This window comes from Burkholderia sp. Bp8986, from assembly GCF_003854225.1.
Classification (GTDB): Bacteria; Pseudomonadota; Gammaproteobacteria; order Burkholderiales; family Burkholderiaceae; genus Burkholderia.
Genome location: NZ_QTQM01000010.1, coordinates 1 through 25,192, shown reverse-complemented (window position 1 = coordinate 25,192; position 25,192 = coordinate 1). Strand labels below are relative to the sequence as shown.

The window sequence follows — 25,192 nt, the reverse complement described above, 5'->3', positions numbered from 1 at the left end:
GCCGATACGACGCAGCGTGTCCGGCACGACGGGCCGCTATCCCGCGGCTCGATCCGATCCCCGATATTTCGATTTCGATGTCGTTACGTGCCGCTCCCGCGATTTGTCGTTGCCATCAGTCGCGATTGTGTCGAGCGGCCCCGACCTAACCGCAAGGCATGTGCCATGCGGCGCGAACCGGCACGGGACAAGCGTCGCGGCCAAACGTCCGCGGTGATGCGGGGGAGAATCGATGGAAATGTTTCAGGAACGCATCTGTTTTCGGCACGTCAGCACCGTGCCCGATGCAGCGGAGCGATGCATCGGGTGCCGCGACGCGCGCCGGGCAAGCACGCGCGGCTGTCGGCACGCGCGACATCGCAACGGCGTGCAAGCACGTGTGACGTCACGCATGGCAGGAAATGTTTCATCGACGTGACCTCGCGCGAGTCGCGCGTGGTCAGGATGCGAGAAGCGCGCAGCGCGGATCAGGGTGAATACCGAGGACGGTGCGCGCGCAACCAGTTGCCGCCGAGACGGCCGTTCATGCGCTTCGACGCATGCATGCGGGCAGTCGCTCCCGGGCGCCTGCGGCGCGAAGATCCGGGATCGATACAGCGGATTCGGCGCCGAAAGCAACCGAACGTTCGTCTGCCGGGCCCGCTCTCCCGAGCGGGCTCCGCGCATCCGCTACAACCCGTACCCGCCCGAGACGTTCAACTGCTGCCCCGTGATGTAGTTCGCGCGATCCGACGCGAGGAACACCGCCGCACGCCCGATATCGTGCGCCTTCCCCCAGCGCTTGAGCGCGAGCATCTTCTGCGTGTCGTCGATCCACGCCTGGTCGAACTGCCCCTGTTCGAGCAGCACCGGAAACATCCCGGCCTCGATCACGCCGACCAGGATCGAGTTGGCGCGAATCTCGTGACGGCCCTCCTCGCGCGCGAGCCCCTTCACCAGCGCCTCGTTCGCCGCCTTCGGCGCGACCGACAAGCCGTCGCGATCCGGCCAGCGCAGATGTCCGGCGGAGCCGAGCGTGACGAACGACCCGCCGCCCGACGCACGGAAATGCGGCAACGCGGCCTTCGCCGCATTGAAGAAGCCGACCGTCTCGACCTCGATCGCACGGCGCCAGTCGTCGTGCGTCATGTCGCCGATGCGACGCTGGTTCACGAACGGGCCGGCCGCCCACACGATCGTGTGCACGCGGCCGTGCGCGCCGATCGCGGCCGCGAGCGCGGCATCGATCTGCGCGGGAGCGGTCACGTCCGCGCAATGCGTGGTGGCCGCGACGCCTGCGGCGCACACCTCGCGCGCGACGCGCTCGGCCACCTCGGCCTTGCTGCGGTAACCGAGCGCGACCGGCACGCCGGCGCGCGCGAATTCGAGCGCGACGCCCTGCCCGATTCCGCCGCTGCCGCCGAACACGAGTACCGCGCCCTGCGGAAATCCGTTGTCGTTCATCCGTTCGTCCCGTTGATTTCGTGCCGTGCGCCGGCGTTCAGGCCGCCGCTTCGGTGCCCGCGCGCAGCCGGTACTTCAGCACCTTGCCGGCCGCGCTCGTCGGCAGTTGCTCGACGAACGTGAAATGCCGCGGCACCTTGTAGTTCGCCATGTTGCTGCGCGCCCAGTCGTTCAGTGCGTCGGCATCGATGTGCGCGCCGGGACGCAACACGACATACGCATGTCCGACCTCGCCGAGCCGCGTATCGGGCACGCCGACCAGCGCGACCTGCGCGATCGCCGGATGCGCGGCCAGCAGCCGCTCGATCTCGGCCGGATAGCAGTTGAAGCCGCCGACGATGAACATGTCCTTGATCCGGTCGGTGATCTTCAGGTTGCCGTTCGCGTCGACACAGCCGAGGTCGCCGGTATGCAGCCAGCCGTCGGCGTCGACGGCTTCGCGCGTCGCATCCGGCTGGTCGAAGTAGCCGCGCATCACGTTGTAGCCGCGCACCCAGATCTCGCCGGTCTCGTCCGGCCCGAGCGCCGCGCCGTCCGGCCCCGCGATGCGCAGCTCGACACCCGGCATCGGGCGGCCCGACGTAGAGGCGACCGTCTCCGCGTCGTCGCCGTGGCGGCACAGCGTCGCGAACCCGCACGATTCGGTCAGTCCGTAGCCGGTCAGCACGGTCTCGAAGCCGAGCTCCGCGCGCATCCGCTCGATCAGGCTCGGCGCGATCGCGGCCGCGCCCGTCACCGCGATCCGCAGCGACGACAGGTCGCGCGTCGCGCGATCGGGCGCATCGAGCAGCGCGTAGTACAGCGTCGGCGGCCCGGGCAGCACCGACACGCGTTCGTCGGCGATGCGGCGCAAGACGTCGGCCGGCTGGAACACGAGATGCGGCAGCACGGTCGCGCCGCTCGACAGCGCGGCGAGCCAGCCGGCCTTGTAGCCGAACGTATGGAAGAACGGATTGACGATCAGGTAGCGGTCGTCCCGGCGCACGCCGGCGATCGTCGCCCACGCCTGCGCGGCGCGCAGGTTCTGTCCGTGCGCGGTCATCACGCCCTTCGGGCGGCCCGTCGTGCCGGACGTGAACATCAGGTCCATCACGGTATCCGGCGTCACCTGCGCCTCCCGCTCGCGCACGGCGGCGAGCGGCACCGCCGCGCCGCGCGCGAGGAATGCATTCCAGCTTTCATCGTGCGCGCCGGACGGCGGCTCGCCGTCGAACACGACGACGCGTTCGAGCGTCGCGGGCCGGTGCGGCGCGAGCAGCGCCGGATAGGATTCGCCGAGGAAGGTGCCGCAGCAGAACAGCAGCCGCGCACCGCCGTCGTGCAGGATGCCGCCCACCTCCATGCCCTTCATCCGCGTGTTGACCGGCACGAGGATCGCGCCGACGGTGTGGATCGCCAGCGCCGCGACGATCCATTGCGGCAGGTTCGGCGCCCATACGGCGACCCGGTCGCCGGCGTCGATGCCGCTCGCGAGGAGCGCGCGCGCCGCCTCGAGACGCGCCGCGTCGAGTTCCGCGTAGGTCAGCCGGCCGTGCTCCGACTCGATCGCCGGATGCGCGCCGTGGCGCGCGGCAGCCCGCGCGATCAGCGCGGGCGTGGTGAGGATTTCGTTGTCCATCGTCATATGCGTCGAAACAGGGTTGCCGTCGGTGCCATCGACACGTCGCGGCTCAATCGGGGAACACCACGCGCAGCGCGTCGCTCGCGGGCCGCGCGCAGCAGGCGAGCGTCCAGCCCGCCGCGATCTCGTCGTCGTCGAGCACGTGGTTGCTGTCGAGCGTCACCGCGCCGCGTTCGACGCGGCACATGCACGCGCCGCACTGCCCCATCCGGCAGGAATTCGGCGCAGGCAGGCCGGCGCGCAGCATCGCGTCGAGCAGCGTTTCGCCGGGCGCGCTGTCGAACGCGAACGCCTCGCCGTCGAGCACCGTCTCGATCGCCGCGCCTTCACCGTCGCCGTCGCGATCGTCATCGCCGGACGTCGCCGCCGTTGCGGCCGGTGCCGCCGGATCGCCCTGCGCCGGCGCATCGGGCAGCGACGCGAAGCGCTCGACATGCACGCGCGCACGCGGCAGCCCGAGGCCGAGCATCGCGGCGAGCGCGTTCTCCATGAACAGCGCCGGCCCGCAGATGAACGTCTCCTGCTGGCTGAACGGCCGCGCGAGTTCCTCGAGATGCCGCTGCTGCGGCACGCCCTGCACGCTGTCGAGCCAGTGGATCACGCGCAGGCGGCCCGGATGACGGTGCGCGAGCTGCCGCAGTTCGTCGCGGAAAATCACCGCGCGCTCGTCGCGGTTCGCATAGATCAGCGTCAGCATCCCGCGGCCGTGCACGAGCGCCGATTTCAGGATCGACAGCACCGGCGTGATGCCGCTGCCGCCCGCGAACAGCAGCAGGTCGCCGTCGAGCGTACGCGGCGTGAAGACGCCGGCCGGCGGCAGCACGTCGAGCGCATCGCCCGCGCGAATGCGGTCGCACAGCCAGTTCGACGCACGGCCGTCGCGCACGCGCTTGACGGTGATCTTCGGCGCCGCGTCGATGCCCGGCGCGCTCGACAGCGAGTAGCAGCGCGCGACGGTCGCGTCCGTGCATGGCACGTTCAGCGTCAGGAACTGGCCGGGCCGATACGCGAACGCATCGCGCAACGCGGCGGGCACGTCGAACACGAACGAGCACGCGTCGTCGCTTTCGGCGATGACGTCGGCCACGGTCAGCCGGTGAAAACGGGGATCGCTCATCGCCGGCTCCTCATGCAGTGCGAGCCGCGCCGGCCGCACCCGCCGAAGCCGTATGCCAGCCGGCTTCTCCCGCGCGGCACCGCGCGTCGTTCGACGCCAGCGCCAGCGCTGGCGCAACACCGGCGAACGCGTTCAGTACCTGCGTTGCCGCCGCGCCGATCAGCTGCACGAACTCGTGCACGATCGTTGTGTCCGCACCATTCTCGATATTGCGGTTCAATCTGCGTGTCATTGATCGTCTCGTTCCGATGCGGAAAAACGCGCACCGCCGTCACGCGGCCGCGCGGGCCGCGGGCGCGCCGGGCGTCGTGTACGCACCGTCGAGATAGACGAGCGGATCGACGTCACCGCTCATCAGCACCTCGCGAATGCGCCCGATGAACACCGTATGCGTGCCGTATTCGAAGCGGCCGTCCTGCTCGCACACGAGGCTCGCCTGCGAATCGTGCAGATACGGCACACCCAGCGGCGACGTGTGCCACTCGCCGGTCGTGAAGCGCGCCTCGCCCTTCAGGCGGCCGCTGCAATCGATCGCGATGCCTTCATGCCGTGCCGACAGCACGTTCACGCAGAACGGTGCCCCCGCATCGAGCGGCGGATACAGCGACGCATTGCGGTTGATGCAGATCAGCAGCGACGGCGGATCGGTCGACAGCGAATCGACCGCCGTCGCGGACATCGAGTAGCGCCGGCCGTCGTGCGCGCTGCTGATGACCGTGACGGAGCGCGCGAGGCGGCGCATCGCGAGCAGCATGTCGGTGCGCAGCGGATGGGTGGTGAGATCGCTCATGATTGGACTCCGTCAAGTTCTGTCGTGGACGGCCGGGCTGACCGGCCGCCGGCGTCGGCCGCTTGCGCGGCCAGGTGGTCGGCGGCGATGAACCCGAAGGTCATCGCCGGACCGAGCGTCGAGCCCGCGCCGGGGTAGCTCGCGCCCATCACCGATGCACTGGTGTTGCCGATTGCATAGAGGCCGTCGATCGGCGTGCCGTCGGCGCGCAGCACGCGCGCCTGCGCGTCGGTGACGAGCCCGCCCTTCGTGCCGATGTCGCCCGCGTCGATCCGCACCGCGTAGAACGGCGCCTCGTCGACCGGCCCCAGGCACGGATTCGGCCGGTTCTTCGGATCGCCGTAGTACGTGTCGAACAGGTTGTCGCCCTTGCCGAACGCTTCGTCGATACCGGTTGCCGCGTAACGCGCCATGTCGCGCAGCGTGTCATGCAGCCCGGCCGCATCGACGCCGATCCGCACGGCGAGCGCATCGATCGTGTCGGCTTTCACGAGCACGCCGCGAAATGCGTCCGGAATGCGGGAATCGGGCATCATCGACGCCGGCATGATCGGCCCGCACGGATACTTGCGGCGAAAGCGCGCGTCGAACACCATCCACGCCGGCACGCACGCGCCGGTGCGCGCATGGTCGCGATACATCGCCGGCACGAATTCCGAATACGGCGCGGCTTCGTTGACGAAGCGCTTGCCGAGACCGTTGACGATCACGCAGCCGGGCAGGTTGCGCTCGACGAACAGCGCGCGTTGCTTCTCCTCGCCCGCGACGCCGACCGTAGGCGCGCCCCATACGTGTTCCATCAGCGCGAGCGCGCCGCCGAGCCGGTGGCCTTCGGCGATCGCGTCGCCGGTGTTGGCCGGCGGCGTCGCGCTCCATTGCATCTGCGTCGGTTGCGGCAGGTAGCGTTCGCGCATCGGCTGGTTGCGCTCGAAGCCGCCCGCGCCGAGGATCACGCCGCGCCGCGCGGCGATCGTCACGGGCTGCCCGAAGCGCTGCGCACGCACGCCCGTCACGCGGCCGTCGACGTCGAGCAGGTCGCGCATCGGCGTGTCGAGCCACACGGGCACGTTGCGCTCGAGCAGCGCGCGGCGCAGCCCGCCGATCAACGCGTTGCCGAGCGTCAGGCGCCGGTCGCGCCGCGTGCGGCGGCGCACGCCGAAATCGAGCCAGTAGCGGCCGAACTGCGCGATCGCGAGCCTCATGAAGCCCGGCCCGCGCGAGAACAGCGTGTGCGCCTCCTTCGACGTCACGGCGACGCGGCCGCCGATCAGCGTGCCGGGCGACGGCGGACGCAGCCGGTCGAGTTCGTCGCCGAGCAGCCCGCCGTCGAACGGCAGCGGATCGAGCGCGCGATAGCCCGGCATCGCGCCCGGCAGCTTCTGGAAATAGTCCGCGTACTTCGGCAGCGCCTGGTAGCGCACCGGCGTCTTCGTTTCGAGGTAGCGCAGCATCTCGGGCGCCTGGTCGAGATACGCGTCAAGCCGCTCGCGCGACGATGCGCCGGCCGTGCACGCGTCGAGATAGCGGCTCGCAGCCTCGCGCGTGTCGGTCGCGCCGAGTTCCGCGATATGGTGATTGCACGGCACCCAGATGCCGCCGCCCGAGACCGCCGACGTGCCGCCGTACAGCGCCGTCTTCTCGATCACGACGACGGACAGCCCGCGGTCGGCCGCGCGGCACGCCGCGAGCAGCGCGCCTGCGCCCGAGCCGACGACCACGACGTCGAACACGTATTGCTGCGCTTGCGTGTCGTTCATCGCCGCCTCGTCAGATGAAGTAGTCCGTGTTCTCGCGGCCGAGCATCACGGCGCCGAGGTTCTGGCCGAAGCGGTCCACGTTGTTCGCGTAGTGCGCGCGGGCCGCGTGCAGGTCGAGGAAGCGGCGCACCAGCGGATTGCGGTGGTAGATGCCGTTGCCGCCCGCATAGCGCAGCAGCGCGTTCGCGGCCTGCGCGCAACGCTCGGCGACCTGCGCGGACTGGTAGCGAAAATGCACGCGACGCTCGATCGACACGGCCGGGCCACCCGTCACCGACGCCATCAGTTCCGCGAAATTGCGCTTGAGCAGCACCTTCATCTCGTCGATCGCGACGGCCGCGTTCGCGCACGCGTTCTGCGCGCCCGGATCGTCGGTCGTCTTCGTGCCGCTGTTGGCCGACACGCGCGTGGCCGCATAGCCGGTGAAATCGTCAAGCGCGCCCTGCAGCGCGCCGATGCACGAGGTGCACACCGCGCGCACGAAGATCTGCGCGAACGGCAGCCTGAACAGCGGCGCGTCGTTGACGGCCAGGCCCGGGCTCGTGCCCATCATCCCGTCGATCGCCTTGTGCGTGCGGTACGCGGGCACGAACACGTCGTCGACGACGATGTCGTGGCTGCCGGTCGCGCGCAGGCCGAGCACGTCCCAGTCCTGCTGGATCCGGTAGTCGGATTTCGGCAGCAGGAAGGTGCGGTATTCCGGCGGCTGGCCGGCCTCGGCCGGCGGCACCAGCGCGCCGAGGAACACCCATTCGCACAGCTCGCTGCCGCTCGAGAACTTCCAGTGGCCGGACAGCCGGAAGCCGCCTTCGACCGGCGTCACGCGGCCGACCGGCATGTAGGTCGATGCGATCAGCGTCGCGGAATCCTTGCCCCACACGTCCTGCTGCGCGCGCTCGTCGAACAGCGCGAGCTGCCAGTTGTGCACGCCGACGACGCCGTACACCCATGCCGTCGACATGCAGCCGCGCGCGAGCGCCATCTGGATGTCGAAGAAGGTTTGCGGATCGAGCTCGTAGCCGCCGTAGCGTTTCGGTTGCAGCACCTTGAAGAAGCCGGCGGCCTGCATGTCGGCGATCGTCTCGGCCGGGATGCGGCCCTGCGCTTCCGCCTGCGCGGCGCGGCCGGCCAGCGTCGGCGCGAGCGCCTCGGCCCGGGCGATCAGCGTGGCGGCCAATGCGTTCGAATCGTTGTCGCGATGCACGAATGTCTCCTGTGATACGGAGCGCGCGCGGCGGCGCCCACCCCGGTCTCTCTTTAAGTGATTCGTCGCGGGCGGCGCCGCGAGCGAGAGTCCCTGCCGACGATGGTCGGCTTCGCGCGGCCGCGCCGCATCGTCCGAAGGGACGACGGGCGCGGCGTGGCGCGACACGCCTCGCCTTATGCGCAGGCGCGCTCCTGTTCCTTGTTGAAGAACGGGATCACGTGCTCGCCGATGTTGCGGATCGTCTCCATCTGCGCGTCGTGCGGCACCGTGCCCATCTGGCACAGGAACAGCACTTCGTCGACGCCCGCTTCCTGCAGGCGGCCCACGTAGCCGATGCAGTCGTCCACCGTGCCGTACGCATGGTTCGGGTTCATCATCGCGAGCGCCGGATCGGCGAAGTTCACGACGACTTCCTCCGACGCGAAGCGCGAGCGGATCACCATCTCGCCGGTATCGGCCTGCACGAGGTCGTCGCCCCACTTTGCCGGGTCCGGACGCTCGCCGCCCGTGTACCAGTACGCGAGCGATTCCATGAAGTAGCGCTGGCCACGGATGCCGATCTTGCGGGCCTTCTGGCCGTCGGCCATCACGACCGTCGGGCACAGCGCCGCGAGGTGCTGGGTCGGGCGGAAGCCGACCTGGTCTTCCGGCTTGCGGTTCGCCCACGCTTCGCGATAGATCGTGTTCTTCTTCGCGACCTCATCGGGGCCGCCGAAGCCGAGCACCAGCGCGCCCATCCCGCGCTGGCCGGCGCGCAGCAGCGCGTCGGTGTTCGTGCAGGCGAGGTACATCGGCGGATGCGGATCCTGGAACGGCTTCGGGTGGATCGGACGCTTCGGAATCTTGATGTACTTGCCGTCGTGCTCGATCTCGTCCTGCACGAACATCTTCGGCACCAGGTACATCGACTCGTCGATCATCGGCTGCAGTTCGTTGAGGTCGTAGCCGAACGCGCCCGCTTCCTGCTGGCTGCCGCCCTTGCCGACGCCGAAATGCACGCGGCCGCCCGACAGGATGTCGAGCAGCGCGACGCGCTCGGCGACCTTGATCGGATGGTTCATCGCCGGCGGCAGGCACACGACGCCGTGACCGAGGCCGATGCGCGTCGTGCGGCCGGCCAGGTACGCAAGGAAGGTTTCCGGCGCGCTCATGTGCGCATAGTTGGTCAGCGACGTGTGCTCCACGCACCAGATCGTGTCGAAACCGACCTGCTCGGCCAGCAGCGCCTGTTCGACCGTCTCCTTGAACACCCGGTGGTCGCCCTCGCGCGATGCGTCGGTGGTCTGGGCTTCGTAGATGAGGGAAAACTTCATTGCGTGCGTCTCCATGTATGTTGGACGAGTCGGGGTCGCGCAGCCCGCCCGCACGATACGGACGAATAGCGACGGTCCACGGATGGGAGTGTCGGCGCGCGGGCCCGCCCGGGCATCGTCTGTTTGGAGTAACGGCACGCATGCGGGGACAGAGGGGTTTCACCGTCGTCCGATCGGACTGCGTCGCGGCCGGCACCGCGCGCTAGCATCGAACGACGGTGCGGTGCGCGCCGGTCACATCACGACAAGGGAGAGAGGGAATGAAGGTATCGATGCTGCTGTACCCGGTCGACGACATCGACACGGCGCTGCCGCTGTTCGTCGACGGACTGGGCCTGAACGTGAAGTTCCGCGACGGCGACCGCTATTGCGCGCTCGACGGCGGCCCGCTGACGATCGCGCTGGTCGCCGGCGACGAGCAGATCGTCGAGCGCGCGGCGCTCACGCTGCGGGTCGATGAGGATGACGACCTTTACGCGGCGATGGCGCGGGTCGTGAAAGCCGGTGCGTCGGTGCGCGTGCCGGTGCAGGCCGGCCCGCACGAATACCGCGCGGTGCTGGAGGACAGGAACGGCGCGCTGCTGGTGCTTTCGCAGAAACGCGCGGCATGACACGGCGGTGCGTGGTGCGTGGTGCGCGGTGCGTGGCGCGCGGACCGGCCGGCGGGGACCCGGCCGGATGCCGCGCGACGCGTCGCCGTCCGGTAACGACCTGCGCTACCCGCTTTGATCGACCGCGCCGGGCGCGCGCAGGTCGCTGGTTTCCGGTAGCTCGAGCAGCGTGCCGGCCGGCTGGCCGAGCCGCTTCGCGGCGCGCGCGATGCATTCGACGTCGGGCGGCGCGGGCGGCCGGTCGCCGTTCAGCGCATCGAGGCATCTTCCCGATGACCACCGGAATCGGTACCATCGAGTGCTCGTAGACCGGCCGTGCGCCGGCGCGCGCCTGCCGCTGCCGGGCCGCGCCCCCGTCGCGCCGCCGCCGCGCCGGTCGCCGCACTTCCCGTTTCGTCATGTCCCGCGAACCCTCACACTCCGCGCTGCTGTGGATCGTCGCCGCCGCGTTCTTCATGCAGTCGCTCGACACCACGATCGTCAACACCGCGCTGCCGTCGATCGCACAAAGCCTGCATGCGTCGCCGCTCGCGATGCAGCCGGTCGTGGTCGTCTATACGCTGACGATGGCGATGCTCACGCCGGCGTCCGGCTGGCTCGCCGACCGCTTCGGCACGCGCCGCGTGTTCTCGCTCGCCATCCTGGTGTTCTCGCTCGCATCGATCGGCTGCGCGGCGTCGCACACGCTCGGCCAGCTCGTCGTCGCGCGCGCCGTGCAGGGCATCGGCGGCTCGATGCTGCTGCCGATCGGGCGGCTCGCCGTGCTGCGCCGCGTGCCGGGCGAGCGGTACGTCGCGGCGATCGCGTTCGTGTCGATCGCCGCGCAGCTCGGCCCGATCGTCGGGCCGACGCTCGGCGGCTGGCTCACGCAGGCGATTTCCTGGCACTGGGTGTTCATCGTCAACGTGCCGGTCGGCATGGTCGGCTTCATCGCGGTGCAGCGCTTCCTGCCGCACGACCAGGCGATGCAGCCGCCGCCGTTCGACTTTATCGGCTGCGCGCTGCTGTCGGTCGCGATGATCGCGCTGTCGCTCGCGATCGATCCGCCGATGCGCGCGCACCGCACCGGCTGGGCGATCGGGCTGGCCGTGCTCGGCGTGGCAAGCGCGCTCGCGTACCTGCCCCATGCGCGGCGGCGCGCGCAGCCGCTGTTCCGGCTCGGGCTGTTCCGCGAGCCGAACTTCGGCGCGGGGCTGCTCGGCAACCTGCTGTGCCGGATCGGCACGAGCGCGGTGCCATTCATGCTGCCGCTGCTGATGCAGGTGCAGCTCGGCTATACGCCGCTGCAGTCGGGGATGATGCTGCTGCCGGCCGCGATCGCCGGCGTGATCGCGAAACGCTGGATCGCGCCCCTCGCGAAACGCTTCGGTTATGCGACGTTCCTGGTCGTGAACACGGGGATCGTCGGTGGCGCGATCGCCGGGTTCGCGCTGGTGTCGGCCCGGCCCGCGCCGGTGCTGGAGATGGCGTTGCTGGTCGTGTTCGGCGCCGCGAACTCGATGCAGTTCGCCGCGATGAACGCCGTGACGCTCAAGGGCCTGTCGCACGCCGACGCCGGCAGCGGCAACAGCCTGTTCACGATGATGCAGATGCTGGCGATGGGGCTCGGCGTATCGATCGGCGGCGGGCTCGTGAACCTGTTCGCCGCGCATTGGGGCTCGATGGCGAACGGCTTCATGCTGTCGTTCGTCTGCATGGGCGCGGTCACGCTGCTGTCGTCCGTCGTGTTCCGGCGGATCGATACCGCCGCGCCGCCGCGGCCGGTCGCGCCGCGGCCGTCCGCGTAAGCGCCGCCGCGGGCAGGCGCGGCCGTCAGTTCACCGGGCGGCGCTCGACGACCCGCTTGAGCACCCAGCGGATCGACGAACCGTCGGCCGGCGGCTGCGCGACGCGGTATTCATCGACTTCCAGCACATATTGATAGCCGGGCTGGTACGCAAAGCCCTCGATGCCCGCGTACCACAGGCTCCACGGCTCGGCCGGGCCGCTGCGCACCTGCAGGCAGTCCATCGGCGCGACGCCCGTGCAGCGCGCCGCCTGCGGCGCGACATAAACGGTCCGGGTCACGGGCCGGCCGTCGGCCGGGCGGTCCGCGCGTGCATCCGGCGCGGCCGCGCCAGTCTGGCATCCGGCGAGTAACGTGCTGCCGGCGATCACGGCCGCGCCGAGCAGCGTTCTGATCTTGCGAATCATCTGATGGTCCTCAGGAAGCGTTGGCGGGCCGATTAGACGAATGCTGCGCCGGCAAAGTTCACAAATGGCTTACAGCGCGCGCGCCGCCCCCCTCATTCGTGGGATGTCACGTCTGCACGGGCACGTTACCGTATTCCGGTGCAGGCAACCGCGCGCCGCCGCCGGCGGTCCGCATTCGCGCATGCACGCACCCGCACGCCCGGCGCACCGCGACCCGGCGGCGGCAACAGGAGACAACCCGATGACCACGGCGCCCCCGGCCCTTCCCCCGTGCCTTGCCCAATCGAAACTGACGCTCGAGCAGTACGACGCGCTGCTCGCGACAATCTACGAAGGCCCGCTGGAAGACGTGCCGTGGGGCGGCGCGCTCGAACAGATCCGCGTGCACCTGGACGCGAACTACGTGACGATGATCCTGCGCTGGCCCGCCAGCGGCCACGCGGGGCTGATGATCAATGCGTCCGCGGCGAGCGCGCCGCTGACCGGCGTCGCGTCGTACAACAACTACTATTACGCGCTCGATCCGTTCGTGAACCTGCCGAGCGATCGCGTCGTCACCGTCGACGAGCTGCTCGGCGTCGGCGTGTGGCGCCGCAGCGCGATGTATCGCGAGTTCCTCGAGCCGTTCGACGTCGGCTACCTGATGGGCGCCGACCTGCGCACGCCCGACGGGATCGAATGCCGCTTCCGCGTGTGCCGCTCGCATCACGGCCGCGCGTTCTCGGCGACCGACAAGGCCGTCTGCAATGCGCTGCTGCCGCACCTGAAACGCGCGGTGCGGCTGCATGCGAAGTTCGGGATGGTCGAATCGGAGCGCACGCTGTATGCGAGCGCGATCGACCGCATGCTCGTCGCGACCGCGATCCTCGACGAGCGCGGCACGATCATGAAGACCAATTCCGTCGCGGACGAGATCTTCGCCGAATGCGACGGCCTGCGCGTGCGCGCCGGTGCGCTCGAGGCATCGTATCCGCTGGAGGACCGCAAGCTGCAAAAGCTCATCCGCCACGTGCTCGCGGAGCGCGCGGGCGGCGCGCCGTCGGTCGCGCAGGCGATTGCCGTGCCGCGCCCGTCCGGCAAGCCGCCGCTCGGCGTGCTGATCCGCACGGTCCCGCTCAGCGAATGGTCGGAGGACAATCCGCGCCGGCCCGCGTGCGCGATCTTCATCCGCGATGCGGAGCGCAAGTCGCAGGCGTCTCACGACATCGTGCGCAAGCTGTTCGATCTCACGCCGGCCGAGACCGCGCTGGCGCTCGCGCTCGTCAACGGATCGACGCTCGAGGAAGCGGCCGACGAACTCGACATCAGCAAGAACACCGCGCGCTCGCACCTGCGGGCGATCTTTTCCAAGACGGGTGTCACGCGACAGGCGACGCTCGTGCGGACGTTGCTGAACAGCGTGTTGTCGCTGGGGTGAGGTGTTCGACAGGCCGGGAAGCCGGATTCGTGGACGGGTTGCTCCCGACGCCGGAAAGCAGGAAGCGGCCTGCACCGAAACGGCCGATGCGGACGGTATGAGCGCCAGCCGTAAACCCGTTGCGCTTCGCCAAGTCGTGATCGTGTATTACCATCGGCGTTTCCTCGTACGCTTCGTCGCGGCGCGTGCGCCCGCCCGGCCACGGGCGAGCCGCGCCCCCTGTTCGCATGACCTCACCCGTTCCGTCCGACACCGCGCTGCGGCCGCAGCCGATCGACGCGCTGACCGTGCCGGCCGCGCTCGACGGACGCGCTGGCACCAATCGCTCGACGAGCGCGCATCCGCAGATCGCCGCGACCCATGATCTCGACGCCGTGCGCGCATGGCTCGCACGCTTCGTCGATACGCCCACTACGTTCCAGAACTACCGCAAGGAGGCCGAGCGCCTGCTGCTGTGGGCCGTGATCGCGTGCGGCAAGCCGCTGTCGTCGCTCACGCACGAGGATCTCGTCGTGTACCGGCAGTTCCTGCTCGCGCCCGCGCCCGCCGACGTGTGGTGCGCGAACGGCGGCCGCAAGCATCCGCGCGGCGACCCGCGCTGGCGGCCGTTCTACGGGCCGCTGTCGGCGGCCAGCCAGCGGCAGGCGATGGTGATCCTGAACGTGATGTTCTCGTGGCTCGTGCAGGCCGGCTATCTGGCAGGCAATCCGCTCGCGCTGTCGCGGCAGCGGCAACGGCGGCCCGCGCCGCGCGTCACGCGCCATCTCGGGCCGCCGCTGTGGCAGGCGGTCAAGGATGCGATCGCCGCGATGCCGCGCGACGATGCGCGTGCCGCCTTCCATGCGGATCGCGCGCGCTGGGTGTTCACGCTGATGTATCTCGGCGGGCTGCGCATCACCGAGGCGGCCGACACGACGATGGGGCAATTCTTTGCACGGCGCGATGCGAACGGGCGCGATCGCTGGTGGCTCGACGTGACCGGCAAAGGCGGCCGCCAGCGCCTCGTGCCGGCCACCGCCGAGATGATGGCCGAGCTCGCGCGCTACCGGCGCGCGCATGGCCTGCCCGCGCTGCCGGCCGACGGCGAAACCACGCCGCTCGTGCTGCCCGCCGGTCGCACGCGCAAGCCGCTCACGCGCGCGGCGCTGCACCGGATCGTAAAGCAGGTGTTCAGGTTCGCGGCCGAGCGGTTGCGTGCGCAAGGGGATGCAGGCGAACAACAGGCGCGCGTGCTCGAACAGGCATCGGCCCACTGGCTGCGCCACAGCGCGGGTTCGCACATGGCGGACGGCCGCGTCGACCTGCGGCTCGTGCGCGACAACCTCGGTCACGTATCGCTGACGACGACGAGCCAGTATCTGCACGCGGACGACGACTGGCGACACAGCGAAACCGAGGAGAAGCACCGGATCGGCTGGTGAACGGCGCGCCGGTCCCCTGCTTCAATACACGGCGGCCCAGTGCCCGGGCACCCACGCCCAGTGGTTGCCGGCCCAGCGGTAATGACCTTTCGCCCAGCGATAACCGGGCGCGGGCGGCGGCGGCATCACTTCGGCGACCGGCGCAGGCTGCGGCGGCCGCGCGGGTTCGACCACGCACGCGGACAACAGCGCCGCGCTCGTCGTCACCCATACGGCAAGCGATACGGATCGGATCTTCATCGTCGATTCTCCCTGTTGTGTAATCGATCGGTCAGCGGAGGCGAACCCGCGTACGCCGTGCATCGAGTCGTGCATCGCGCTGCGCATCACTCCGCGCGTCACGCGGTTCCGCGAACGAGGCCCGTCATCGGCCGCGTCGCGCCGCTTTCCGCGAACAGCGTCGACGCGGTATGAGCGGGATCGAGCCGCAGGCTTTCGGCGGCGGCGCCCGCGATCAGCGCGTCGAGCGACGCGGTCGGCTTCAGGTCGCGCCCTTCGTACAGGTCGCCCGGCCGCAGGCCCGGCCAGTCGGCGATCACGCGTCCGCCCGCGACCGCCCCGCCCGCCAGCATCGCGACCGACGCCTGCCCGTGATCGGTGCCGCCCGTGCCGTTCGCGGCGGCCGTGCGGCCGAACTCGGTCGCGACGAGCACCGTGGTCCGCTGCCACACGGGCCCGAGATCGTCGCGCAACGCGGCGAGCATCGTGTCGAGCGCCTTCAACTGATTCGCGAGCCGCGCGTTCTGCGCGCTGTGCGTGTCCCAGCCGGCCGTCTCGATCATCGCGATCCGCGGGCCGTCGTCGCGCGCGAGAAACGTCGCCGCGAGCTTGCCGACGCCCGCCGGATCCTGGCGCGCATGCGCGTCGCCGGCGAGACCGCGCGCGGCCATCGCCGATTGCCACAGCGGCCCGAGCTGCGCGTCGGCCTCGTACAGCGCCGACACGCGCGCGAGCAGGTCGTCCGGTGCGGCCGGCAACCCGGACGCCGCATACGACGCGGCCTGCACGCTGCCGCGCAACGCGAGCGGCACCGTCGGCGCGAACGCGATCGCGTTGTCCCGCGTCGCCGGCAACATCGCGGCGAGCCGGTTCAGCCAGCCGTCCTTCACCTGGTACGGCGCGCGCCCGCCCGTCTCGAGCACGTTCTGGCCGTCGAAATGCGAGCGGTCGCGATACGGCGACGCGATCGCGTGGACGAACAGCGCCTCTCTGTCGCGAACCATCTGCGCGGTCTGCACGAGCGACGGATGCAGCGCGAACGTGCCGTCGATGCGGGTCGCCGTCGACGCGTCGATCGCCAGCGGGCCGCGCAACGACGCATACGCGGGTTCCGCATACGGGACGACGATGTTCAGCCCGTCGGCCGCGCCGCGCTGGATCACGAACACGAAGCGCCGGTCGGTTTCGACGTTCGCGAACACGATGCGCGGCGCGACGAGGATCGCGCCCGCACCGGCGGCGGCGATGCTCAGGAAATGTCGACGGGTAAGGGATCGGGCCATGTTCATCTCCGTTGAAAATCGGGCGACACGAGCAGCAGTGCAAGCGACGTGGTCGCGCTCTCGGCTCGCGAGAGTGCCGTCGCCGTCGGTGCGCTCAGCGAGCCGGCCAGCAGCGTCTTGCCGAGCGTGCGCGGGTCGAGCCGGTCGCCCGTGCGTGCGGCAAACCGCTGCGCGATCTCGACGCGACGCACCAGCGCGTCGGGCGCGGCCCAGCTCGCGGCAACGTCGTCGTAGCCGGCCGGCGACCCGGGCCGCCATACCGGCTGGCCGAGCTGCGCGAGCAGCGGCGCGGCCTTCAGGTCGCCGGTATCGCGCCAGCCGAGCCCGCGCAGCGACGACACGGCCCACTCCCACGGCGTCTTGAACTTGCGATTGACCGGCGACCATGCGTCCGGCGCATCGACCAGCGCGCGATAAACGGTCGGCAAATCACCGCCGCTCGTATCGAATGCGCGGGCGAGCCGGTCGGTGAGCGCGGGCGGCGGATCGTCGGCGACGAAATGACGGGCGAGCTGGAACGCGACATGCCGGCCCGTCGCCGGCGAACGCGCCAGATCGCCCAGGATCGCGCGCGCTTGCGCGTCGCCCGGCTGATCGTAGGTGCGGCTCATCACCGTGCGCGCGCCCGGTTCGTGCAGTTTCGGGCGGAACACGAACGCGCCGGGCGCCACATCGCCGGGCTGCGGCCCGCGTCCGCCGGCGATGCTCCAGCCGGTCAGCGCACGCGCGAATTCCGTCACGTCCGTTTGCGTGTAACCGGTGCGTACCCCGAGCGTGTGCAGTTCCATGATTTCGCGCGCGAGGTTCTCGTTGAGGCCGCGCCGTGCCGCCGGCTGGCGGGCTTCGGCGCGCAGCGCGGCCGGGCTGTCGGGGCCGACCGAGCGCGCCTGGTCGAGGAACAGCTGCATCGCGGGATGCTGCTCGACGGCGACGAGCATGTCCTCGAAGCGGCCGAGCACGTGCGGGCGGATCGCATCGCGCTCGAATGCGCCCGCATACGCGGCAACCGGCCCCTTGTCGACCGACACCGCGAAATGGTTCGACCAGAAATGCACGAGCCGCTCGACGAACGGCGTGGACGTGGCGAGCGCGCTGTTCAACCGCGCGGTGACGGCGCTGCGATAGGCGTCATGGCCGTCGCGACGGATCGACTGCGCACTCGCGCGCCTGGCCGCCGCGTCGTCGCCCGTCATCGCGTTGCGGGTCGTCGCGAAGCGCGTGGCGAGCGTGACCGCGTCCGGTTCGCCGGCCCATGCGGCCGGCCTCGGGTCGTAGCGGTCGAGTTGGGCGACCAGCGCGCCCTTCGGATCGGCAGGCGGCGCTTCGTCGGCCCGCGCGCCGAGACCGAAGCGGTTCAGCGCGATGGCGGCCGGTGAGATGTCGTTCGGGTGGTCCATGACGGGGGCTCTCGCGATGCGTACCCGTGTTTAACGGAGGGTGGCGGGAAATCCGTCGCGGGATGAGCGAAATATTTCGGGTTCGGCGCGGGGATGTATAGCTTGCGGTCGGCTTTCAAGCAGCGGCGAGCTGCGCGCGTGCCGCGCCCGATCGTCAGATTTCCACAGCACTGGTGTTCCCTCCATCACGAGCTGCCGGACGGCAATCGTCCGAGCCTATTCGTGACCGTCACCCCAGCTCGAACGACGTCACGCCGAACACGCGGTCGATCGCGATCGCCGGCGCTTCCTTCGTATACATCCGCGCGGTTTCGAACACGCTCGACATGCCGTGCCGTTCCGCCAGCGCGACGGCCGCGGGATTCGTTTCCGGCACGTCGAGCACGATAACCTCGCCGGGCATGCGCGCCGCCAGCGCGCGAAACAGCCCCGTGGCGACGCCGGCGTCATCGGCGAACAGCGGGCCGATCTTGCAGCCGGCGTTGCAGCGGCGCACGACGCCGTATCCGGTGATGCGACCCGCGTCGACCGTTGCGAGCGCAACGGCATCCGGCTGCGCGAGCCACGCGGAGACGAAACGCGCGCGCGGCGCAGGAAAACACTGGCGGTCGTACGCCAGCAACTGCTCGAACGGGACATCGGCCGCCGCGGCCGCGTGCGCGCATCCGATGCCGTCGACGCGCCCCTGATAACGGATGTTGCGATACGCGAGCCGGAACCCCGACTTCCGGTAGTTCGCCTGTTGTGCCACGACACCGTCGAGACCGACATTGCGGTTTCCCAGGTAACGCATGCCGTGCTGCCAGATTCGCATGCCGAAGCCTTTGCCGCGAAACCCGGGTTTCACGATGTACAGACCGATGAAGCCGAAGCGTTCGTCATACGCGACGGCAGCAAGGCACGCGACCGGCTCGCCACGCCACACGCCGACGAAAAAACCGGCCGGGTCCGCTTCCCTGAAACACGGCGGATCATGCAGGCCGGGGTTCCACCCTTCGGCTGCCGCCCATTCGACCGACATGGCCACCTCGTCGGCCGACATGGTGCGCACGATCAAGTCTTCGCTTCGATCCATGATTCGCCTCCGTCGCGGCACTCGAGATCGCCGCCAACCGATTCGCGAGCGTGACGCGTCGTCACGCCACGCCAGTTACTGGCTCCCCGCCGCGTCGTGCTTCCTCTGAAACCTCGCCGGCAGCCGCCAGTTCCCGCTGCGTCGCAACCCGTCGACGAATTTCACGCGCTCGTCGGGCGTCAGCGTCGCCGCGAAATCGACGACGCTGCGCTCGACCTGCCCCCGCAACGCACTATCGGCCGCCCGCGTCCGATCGAGCGCCGCGTCGATCGCCGTACGATCGAGCTGCGGCGCTGCCAGCAGATCCAGCACCGTGATCCGCCCGTCACGCCCTTCCCGCGCGAAATCCCGACCTTCCTTGCGCGCCGCCTTCAGCGCCGCCGCAAACGCTTGCTGACGCGCGTCGGACAATTCGTCCGCGGCGAACCGCAACGCCGTGCGCTGTCCGGGGATCCCGGCCCCATCCAGGCCACGATGCGTCGAAAACCACTGATACGCGCCGCCGCCGATCGCGCCGAGCATGAACACGTTCAACACGACCGACCCCAAGAGCATGAATTTCCAGCCGCGTTCGCTCATTCGTCGCCTCCGTCGATGCCCGGGCCGCCGAACGTCGTCGTCAGGTAGCCCGGTTCGTGTTGCGCGATCGGCGGGCTGCCGAGCATCAGCATCGACACGGCCACCGCGCCCGCCAGCGCGCCGGCGAGCCCGACGCCCGCGAACGCCGCGCCCGACCACCACACCGTGCCCCGGCGCCGCGCACGCTGCGGCGCGGGCGCCGACGCGACGATGCGTTCGACGAGCGCCGGCGCGGGCGGCTCGACCGTATCCTGCACGAGCCAGGCGTCGAGCTCGGCGGCATCGTCGAGCGCCGCGAGCGCGTCGCGCGGATGCGCTTGCGCCCACGCCTCGGCCGCCGCGCGTTCGTCGCGCGGCCAGCGCCGCGCATCCGAGCCGTACGCGGCGACGATGGTACGGAATCGTTCGGGTGTCATCGCTTGTCCTCGCTAGGTGGGTCGCCGGCCAGTTGCGCGCGCAGGTTGCGCCTCGCGCGCGCGAGCAGGCTTTCCAGCGCATCGACGGTGATGCCCATCAGGTTGGCCGCTTCAACGTTCGACATGTCCTGATAGTACTGGAGCACGAGCGCTTCCCGCTGCCTGGGCGGCAACGCGGCGAGCGCCTCGCGCACGCGCGCATCGCGCGCGCGCAACTCCGCGTGCGCGGCCGGCTCGGGTTGCGGGTCGGGCACGTCGGGCAGCGTGTCGACCGGCTCCTCGCGCCGCCCGCGCATCCGGTCGTAGCACAGGTTCAGCACCACGCGATGCAGCCACGTGTCGAAGCGCGCTTCGCCATCCCGCCAGCGCGGCGCGTGATGCCAGATCCGCAGGAAGGTTTCCTGCGCAACGTCTTCGGCTTCGGTCCGGTCGCCGAGCATGCGCGTCGCGAGCGCAAGCAGGCGCGGCAGCTTGCGTGCGACGAGCACGCGCACGGCCGACGTGTCGCGCGCGCCGACCCGCGCGACGAGTTCCGCGTCCGGATCGGCGTCGCTCAACGCGGGCTGCTCCGCCATGCGCGGCGCGCCCGCCGCATGCTGCCGGCGAGCGTGCCCGCCGTCCGGCTGAAGCTCATCGTCGTGCTCTCCTTGCATGCGTCGGGCCGGCGCCGCACGGCGCCATGCCGGCGCGTCCACGGCGCGCCGCACGTCGTGTCCGGCATCCGCCCGGCCGGTTTCGTCGACATCCGGTTCGAACGGCATATCGATCCTGTCGATCGCCAGCCGGCCGGCGCGATCAATATACGACGACCGGCGCGGGCCGGTAATACACCGGACGCGCCGGCACCACGACGCAGCCGGCCAGCACGACGGCCGCGGCTGTCAGGATCACGATGGTTCGAAAAGGCATGGCTCGACGGATGAAGTTGTGTGGAAGTCCCGCCGCACCGGCGCTGCGCGCCGCGCGGCACCCTGCGCGTCACGCCCAGTGACCCGGCACCCAGCGCCAGTTCGGGCCGCGCGCGGCCCAGTGCCCGGGCACCCAGCGATAGCCGACGCGCACCGCTTGCCAATGCCCGGGGATCCACACGTAGCGGCCCTGCCGCCAGTGCCAGTGGCCCTGATCCCACACGTAGCCCGCGCGTGGCGCCGGCATCACTTCGACGCGCGGCGGCGGCGGCGCGACCGGCGCGACGATGACGGCCTGCGCGAATGTGGCGGAGGTCGCCAGCGCGGCCACGCATCCCGCGGCAACCCGTAATGAAATGGAAAGTTTCATGCAAGACTCCGAAGCGTCGTGTAGCGAACGTGATGGCCGGAAGTGGCCGTTCGTTCGTTAAACGACGCATGCGGAAAAATCCGTCGCGACGCGCGCAAATAAATTTCCGCCGCGCCGGCAACGCCGCGCTCATCCGGCAACGCATCGGGCCCGGGCGTGGACGACCGTCTGTCACAACCCGGCAAAACTGCGCTTCGACAATGCGTGTCACCGGGATCCCGCTCGTTTCCGGCCCACGCCCCGGACGCGCTCGCGCACGGCCGGGCGGTTCCGCATTTCGCGTGTCACTCAACGAAAATACGATCATGTCGAACCAGGACAACTTCCCCGCCGAGTCGAACGAGCCGGCCGCTTCCGTATCGCGTCGCGGCTTCCTGAAACTGGCCGGCGTCTCCGGCCTCGCCACCGCCGCGGGCGGGCTCGCGGCCGCCCGTGCCGCCGGGTCGAACCCGGACGGCACCCCCGAACAGGTGCACCTGACATGGGGCAGCGACCCGGCGTCGGAAGTCGCGATCTCGTGGGCATCGCTCGCGCCGGCCGTCAATCCGCGGGCGCGGATCGTCGCCGACGGCGAACCGGCACGCACCGTGCACGGCGTGCAGCGCCTTTACACCGACGGCCTGAACGGCGAAACGGTGTTCACGTACCACGCACGCGTGCACGGCCTGAAGCCGAACACGCGCTACCGCTACGAACTGACGGCCGACAACGACAGCAACGCCGCGCAGCCGTTTGCCGCAACCTTCACGACCGCGCCGCGCGGGCGTGCACCGTTCCGCTTCACGAGCTACGGCGACCTCGCGACGCCGAACGGCACATGGGTGCTGTCGTCGCCGCAAAGCCGCTTCGCGGTGCAGGCCGTCGAGCAGTTCCAGCCGCTGTTCCACCTGCTGAACGGCGACCTCTGCTACGCGAACCTGAACCCCGCGCATCAGCCGGAGGTGTGGCGCGACTTCGGCAACAACAACCAGACGTCGGCCGCGAACCGCCCGTGGATGCCGTGCCCGGGCAATCACGAGATCGAATTCAACAACGGCCCGCAGGGGCTCGACTCGTACCTCGCGCGCTACACGCTGCCGGAGAACGGCACGCGCTTTCCGGGCCGCTGGTACAGCTTCCGCGTAAGCTCGGTGCTGTTCATCTCGCTCGACGCCGACGACGTCGTGTACCAGGACGCTGCCGCGTTCGTCGGCGGCCCGGCTCCGCTGGTGCCGGCCGCGAGCACCGGCCGCGCGCCGATCGAACCGGGCACGTCGTTCTACGTGCGCGGCTACAGCGACGGCGTGCAGACGCGCTGGCTCGAGCACACGCTGCGTCAAGCGTCGCACGATGACGACATCGACTGGATCGTCGTGCAGATGCACCAGGACGCGCTGAGTTCGTCGAAGACGGGCAACGGCTCGGACAAGGGCATCCGCGAGGCGTGGCTGCCGCTGTTCGACCGTTACGGCGTCGACCTCGTGCTGTGCGGTCACGATCACGATTACGAGCGCAGCTACCCGGTGCGCGGCTGTAATCACCGCGCGGGCGTCGATGCATCGACCGGCGAAGTCGTCGAGACGCTGCAGCCGCGTCCGGTCGGGTCGACCGATCCCGAGCGCACGACCTTCGACACGAGCCACGGCACGATCCACCTGATCCTCGGCGGCGGCGGCACCAGTGCGCCGCTCGACGTGTACGGCGAGAACCCGGCGACCGGCTTCGCGCAGGCCAAGGTCTTCACGAAGCCGAACCGGCCGGTGCCGGGCACCGCGCCGAACACGTTCGTGCGCAAGCCGGCCGATGCGCTGGAGGATGCGATCTGGTCCGCGCGCCGCGATACGGGCACCGGCTACGGGATCGCGGTGTTCGACCACGATCCGGGCAAGCCGGGCGGCCACACGACGATCACGATGCGCTACTACCATGCGCCGGGCGCGGATCAGCACCCGAGCGCACAGTACGAGCTGTTCGAGACGATCGAGCTGAGCAAGAAGCGCCGCGAGCGCTGATGCGACGGCCGCCCGCGGCGCGTGATCGCGCGGCGGGCAGCCGGGGCTGGCGCGTGCGGGACGGCGCGCGCGACGCGCTGATGGATACGGCGAATACGTGACGGCTGCGCCATGCGGAGCGGCTGCGTCCATTCGACCGCCGCACCTTGCATGCGCATCGGCACGCCGGTTTCCACCGCAAGCCGCATTGCCGCCACCGTGCCCCTAGCTTCGCGATTCCAGCGCGATACGCAAGGCCAGTCCGGCCAGCACGGTCCCCATCAACCCGCGCTGCACCCGCGCCCAGACGGGCCGACCGGCAAGAAACCCCGCGATCGAGCCGGCCATGCTCGCGATCAGCGCATTCACGCAGACACTGACCGCGATCTGCACGCAGCCCAGTGCCAGCGATTGCGCGAGCACGCTGCCGTGCCCGGGCGCAATGAACTGCGGCAGCAGCGACAGGTACATCACCGCGATCTTCGGGTTCGCGAGGTTGGTGACGAAGCCCATCGTGAAGAGCCGCACGCCGCTGTCGTGCGGCAGTTGCCGCACCTGGAACGCGGAGCGGCCGCCCGGCTTGAGCGCCTGCCACGCGAGATACGACAGGTACAGCGCGCCGGACAAACGCAGCGCGTCATACGCGTACGGCACGGTCAGCACCAGTGCGGTAATGCCGAATGCCGCGCAGAACATGTAGAAGACGAACCCCAGCGCGACGCCGCCGAGCGACACCAGCCCCGCACGGCGGCCTTGGCAGATCGAGCGGGAGATCAGGTAAAGCATGTTCGGGCCGGGCGTCAGGGCCATGCCGAGCGATACGAGTCCGAAAGCAATCAGGGTGGGCAAGGCCGGCACGGCAGTCTCCTTCAGCGCGATGAAGTCGGGGCGAGTGTCCAGCAATGTATTGCATGTCGGCGTCTGTCGGCATGAATAAACTGCAAGTCATGCATGAGCGCGCTTCACCCCGTCATCGCGTCGTTCCGCCGGCCCGCTACTTGTCCTTTTTCGCGCGTGCCTGCATCGCCTTACCGGCCTTCGCGCGTTGCGCGTCGACCAGTTTCACGAATGCGTCGGCGACCGCGTTGCCGCTCGCATTCCACGCCAGTCGCACGGAACGATGCAGCCTGGGCGACAACGCCAGCACCCGGCCGCCGAACCGGGTATAGGTGAGCGTGATGCGCGGGACGATCGACACGCCCATTCCCGCCTCCGCCATCGACAGAATGGTCCGCATCTCGACCACGTTGAACGCGGCGCGAAGCGATGCACCGTTGCGCGCGAAGTAATCCGCGATTGACCTGAGACGTTTCTTGTAGCCATCTGGCAAGTGAGTTCTCTTTTATCCTAGAGGCAAGGAGAACTCGATGAAGAAGCGATTTACCGACGAGCAGATCATCCGGATCTTGCGCGAGGTCGAGAGCCGGGACGAGCCGGTGAAGGACCTGTGCAAGCGCCACAACATCTCGGAACAGACGTTCTATCGTTGGCGCAACAAGTTCGGCGGCATGGATGTGGCCGACGCCCGTCGGCTCAAGGATCTGGAATCGGAGAACGAGCGGCTCAAGCGCCTGATTGCCGAGCAATTGCTGGTCATCGACGGCCTGAAGGAATTCAGCCGAAAAAAATGGGTTCATCGCAGGAAACCGTGGAGGGTTTGGGAGCGATTGCGTAACCTGACGCCTGACTTTAAGGACGTCAGGAGAGGCAATTGCTCGATCGTAAGGCACTTCAGACGCTGGGCTGCTGGACCGGCTATCGGTTGGAGCGAGTGGAATGGCCGGAAGGCGAAGGCCGCACGCTGTCGCTGTATTTGAAGCCGGTCAGCAAGGTCATGTACTGCGAGCAATGCGGGGCACGCTGCCAGCAGATCCACGAGACAACGGTTCGCCGGGTGCGTGACCTGCCGCTGTTCGAGTACCGGGTGGTGCTGCACGTCCCCCGTCGTCGGGTCTGGTGCGAACGCTGCGGCGGCCCGCGACTGGAGAAGCTGGCGTGGCTGGGCCGTTACCAGCGAGTGACGGAGCGCTTCGCCAAGGCCTGCGAGAAGTTGTTGCAAGCGGCCAGCGTGCAGGCGGTGGCGGC

General features: G+C 69.7%; 24 protein-coding genes and 2 pseudogenes. 7 read left to right on the top strand and 19 right to left on the bottom strand.

Annotated features, from left to right (window positions below):
* Positions 1 to 669 precede the first annotated feature (669 nt).
* The 8 genes from DID99_RS12105 to DID99_RS12065 all read right to left on the bottom strand — a co-directional run bounded on the left by DID99_RS12105 (position 670) and on the right by DID99_RS12065 (position 9,248).
* Complete coding sequence (locus DID99_RS12105) at positions 670 to 1,443, bottom strand: SDR family NAD(P)-dependent oxidoreductase (RefSeq protein WP_124521994.1); 774 nt, start codon at positions 1,441 to 1,443, stop codon at positions 670 to 672.
* Positions 1,444 to 1,480: 37 nt separating this feature from the next.
* The gene (locus DID99_RS12100; RefSeq protein WP_124666782.1) at positions 1,481 to 3,067 is read right to left on the bottom strand and encodes a FadD3 family acyl-CoA ligase; all 1,587 of its coding nucleotides are present in this window, start codon (positions 3,065 to 3,067) and stop codon (positions 1,481 to 1,483) included.
* Between the two features lie 46 nt (positions 3,068 to 3,113).
* Entirely contained in the window at positions 3,114 to 4,181 is a 1,068-nt protein-coding gene (locus DID99_RS12095) for a ferredoxin--NADP reductase (protein WP_124666781.1), read from the bottom strand.
* 10 nt (positions 4,182 to 4,191) lie between these two features.
* Complete coding sequence (locus DID99_RS12090; protein WP_124570887.1) at positions 4,192 to 4,413, bottom strand: hypothetical protein; 222 nt, start codon at positions 4,411 to 4,413, stop codon at positions 4,192 to 4,194.
* 39 nt (positions 4,414 to 4,452) lie between these two features.
* Positions 4,453 to 4,971 (bottom strand): flavin reductase family protein, encoded by a 519-nt coding sequence (locus DID99_RS12085; protein WP_044845681.1) that lies wholly within the window; start codon positions 4,969 to 4,971, stop codon positions 4,453 to 4,455.
* Positions 4,968 to 6,728, bottom strand: a complete 1,761-nt coding sequence (locus DID99_RS12080) for an FAD-dependent oxidoreductase (protein ID WP_124666780.1) — start codon at positions 6,726 to 6,728, stop codon at positions 4,968 to 4,970. Before DID99_RS12080 ends, DID99_RS12085 begins: the two co-directional genes overlap by 4 nt.
* Before the next feature lie 10 nt (positions 6,729 to 6,738).
* Positions 6,739 to 7,932 carry an acyl-CoA dehydrogenase family protein gene (locus tag DID99_RS12075; protein ID WP_124522000.1) on the bottom strand — a complete coding sequence of 398 codons (1,194 nt, stop codon included), beginning with the start codon at positions 7,930 to 7,932 and terminating at the stop codon, positions 6,739 to 6,741.
* A gap of 176 nt (positions 7,933 to 8,108) precedes the next feature.
* Positions 8,109 to 9,248 (bottom strand): LLM class flavin-dependent oxidoreductase, encoded by a 1,140-nt coding sequence (locus DID99_RS12065; RefSeq protein WP_124666779.1) that lies wholly within the window; start codon positions 9,246 to 9,248, stop codon positions 8,109 to 8,111.
* 260 nt (positions 9,249 to 9,508) lie between these two features.
* Here DID99_RS12065 and DID99_RS12060 point away from each other — a divergent pair, with 260 nt between their 5' ends.
* Entirely contained in the window at positions 9,509 to 9,859 is a 351-nt protein-coding gene (locus tag DID99_RS12060; RefSeq protein WP_124484670.1) for a VOC family protein, read from the top strand.
* Between the two features lie 398 nt (positions 9,860 to 10,257).
* Positions 10,258 to 11,646 carry a DHA2 family efflux MFS transporter permease subunit gene (locus DID99_RS12050; protein ID WP_124666778.1) on the top strand — a complete coding sequence of 463 codons (1,389 nt, stop codon included), beginning with the start codon at positions 10,258 to 10,260 and terminating at the stop codon, positions 11,644 to 11,646.
* Between the two features lie 25 nt (positions 11,647 to 11,671).
* Here the strand turns inward: DID99_RS12050 and DID99_RS12045 are convergent, their stop codons facing one another.
* A complete protein-coding gene (locus tag DID99_RS12045; RefSeq protein ID WP_124666777.1) occupies positions 11,672 to 12,052 on the bottom strand; it encodes a DUF4377 domain-containing protein in 381 nt (126 codons plus the stop codon).
* 241 nt (positions 12,053 to 12,293) lie between these two features.
* On the opposite strand from DID99_RS12045, the gene DID99_RS12040 reads away from it, so the two are divergent.
* Entirely contained in the window at positions 12,294 to 13,469 is a 1,176-nt protein-coding gene (locus DID99_RS12040; RefSeq protein WP_124570893.1) for a helix-turn-helix transcriptional regulator, read from the top strand.
* Between the two features lie 227 nt (positions 13,470 to 13,696).
* Complete coding sequence (locus tag DID99_RS12035; protein ID WP_124484666.1) at positions 13,697 to 14,890, top strand: tyrosine-type recombinase/integrase; 1,194 nt, start codon at positions 13,697 to 13,699, stop codon at positions 14,888 to 14,890.
* Positions 14,891 to 14,911: 21 nt separating this feature from the next.
* On the opposite strand, the gene DID99_RS12030 is transcribed toward DID99_RS12035, so the two are convergent.
* The 8 genes from DID99_RS12030 to DID99_RS11995 form a co-directional block, all read right to left on the bottom strand.
* Entirely contained in the window at positions 14,912 to 15,130 is a 219-nt protein-coding gene (locus DID99_RS12030; protein WP_044845687.1) for a YXWGXW repeat-containing protein, read from the bottom strand.
* 98 nt (positions 15,131 to 15,228) lie between these two features.
* Positions 15,229 to 16,392, bottom strand: a complete 1,164-nt coding sequence (locus tag DID99_RS12025; protein ID WP_124666776.1) for a DUF1501 domain-containing protein — start codon at positions 16,390 to 16,392, stop codon at positions 15,229 to 15,231.
* Between the two features lie 2 nt (positions 16,393 to 16,394).
* Positions 16,395 to 17,789: a DUF1800 family protein gene (locus DID99_RS12020; protein WP_124666775.1), complete on the bottom strand. Its 1,395-nt coding sequence runs from the start codon at positions 17,787 to 17,789 to the stop codon at positions 16,395 to 16,397.
* Positions 17,790 to 18,018: 229 nt separating this feature from the next.
* A complete protein-coding gene (locus DID99_RS12015) occupies positions 18,019 to 18,864 on the bottom strand; it encodes a GNAT family N-acetyltransferase (protein WP_124666774.1) in 846 nt (281 codons plus the stop codon).
* Positions 18,865 to 18,939: 75 nt separating this feature from the next.
* The gene (locus DID99_RS12010) at positions 18,940 to 19,443 is read right to left on the bottom strand and encodes a periplasmic heavy metal sensor (protein ID WP_124666773.1); all 504 of its coding nucleotides are present in this window, start codon (positions 19,441 to 19,443) and stop codon (positions 18,940 to 18,942) included.
* The gene (locus DID99_RS12005; RefSeq protein WP_124666772.1) at positions 19,440 to 19,859 is read right to left on the bottom strand and encodes a hypothetical protein; all 420 of its coding nucleotides are present in this window, start codon (positions 19,857 to 19,859) and stop codon (positions 19,440 to 19,442) included. Before DID99_RS12005 ends, DID99_RS12010 begins: the two co-directional genes overlap by 4 nt.
* Positions 19,856 to 20,620 carry an RNA polymerase sigma factor gene (locus DID99_RS12000; protein ID WP_124666771.1) on the bottom strand — a complete coding sequence of 255 codons (765 nt, stop codon included), beginning with the start codon at positions 20,618 to 20,620 and terminating at the stop codon, positions 19,856 to 19,858. The genes DID99_RS12005 and DID99_RS12000 overlap by 4 nt, the downstream gene beginning before the upstream one ends.
* A gap of 217 nt (positions 20,621 to 20,837) precedes the next feature.
* The gene (locus tag DID99_RS11995) at positions 20,838 to 21,137 is read right to left on the bottom strand and encodes a YXWGXW repeat-containing protein (RefSeq protein WP_044845695.1); all 300 of its coding nucleotides are present in this window, start codon (positions 21,135 to 21,137) and stop codon (positions 20,838 to 20,840) included.
* Positions 21,138 to 21,442: 305 nt separating this feature from the next.
* On the opposite strand from DID99_RS11995, the gene DID99_RS11990 reads away from it, so the two are divergent.
* Positions 21,443 to 23,128, top strand: coding sequence for a metallophosphoesterase family protein (locus tag DID99_RS11990; RefSeq protein ID WP_124666770.1), 1,686 nt, complete (start codon positions 21,443 to 21,445; stop codon positions 23,126 to 23,128).
* Positions 23,129 to 23,332: 204 nt separating this feature from the next.
* On the opposite strand, the gene DID99_RS11985 is transcribed toward DID99_RS11990, so the two are convergent.
* Complete coding sequence (locus DID99_RS11985; RefSeq protein ID WP_124666848.1) at positions 23,333 to 23,965, bottom strand: LysE family translocator; 633 nt, start codon at positions 23,963 to 23,965, stop codon at positions 23,333 to 23,335.
* A gap of 136 nt (positions 23,966 to 24,101) precedes the next feature.
* Positions 24,102 to 24,404 (bottom strand): annotated as a pseudogene (locus DID99_RS11980) (LysR family transcriptional regulator substrate-binding protein); the annotation flags it as partial.
* 70 nt (positions 24,405 to 24,474) lie between these two features.
* Between DID99_RS11980 and DID99_RS11975 the strand changes: the two are divergent.
* Both DID99_RS11975 and DID99_RS11970 read left to right on the top strand, forming a co-directional pair.
* A pseudogene (locus DID99_RS11975) lies at positions 24,475 to 24,735 on the top strand (transposase); the annotation flags it as partial.
* Between the two features lie 83 nt (positions 24,736 to 24,818).
* Positions 24,819 to 25,192, top strand: a 374-nt coding sequence (locus tag DID99_RS11970) for a transposase family protein (RefSeq protein WP_148094673.1), incomplete at its 3' end; no start/stop codon positions are given.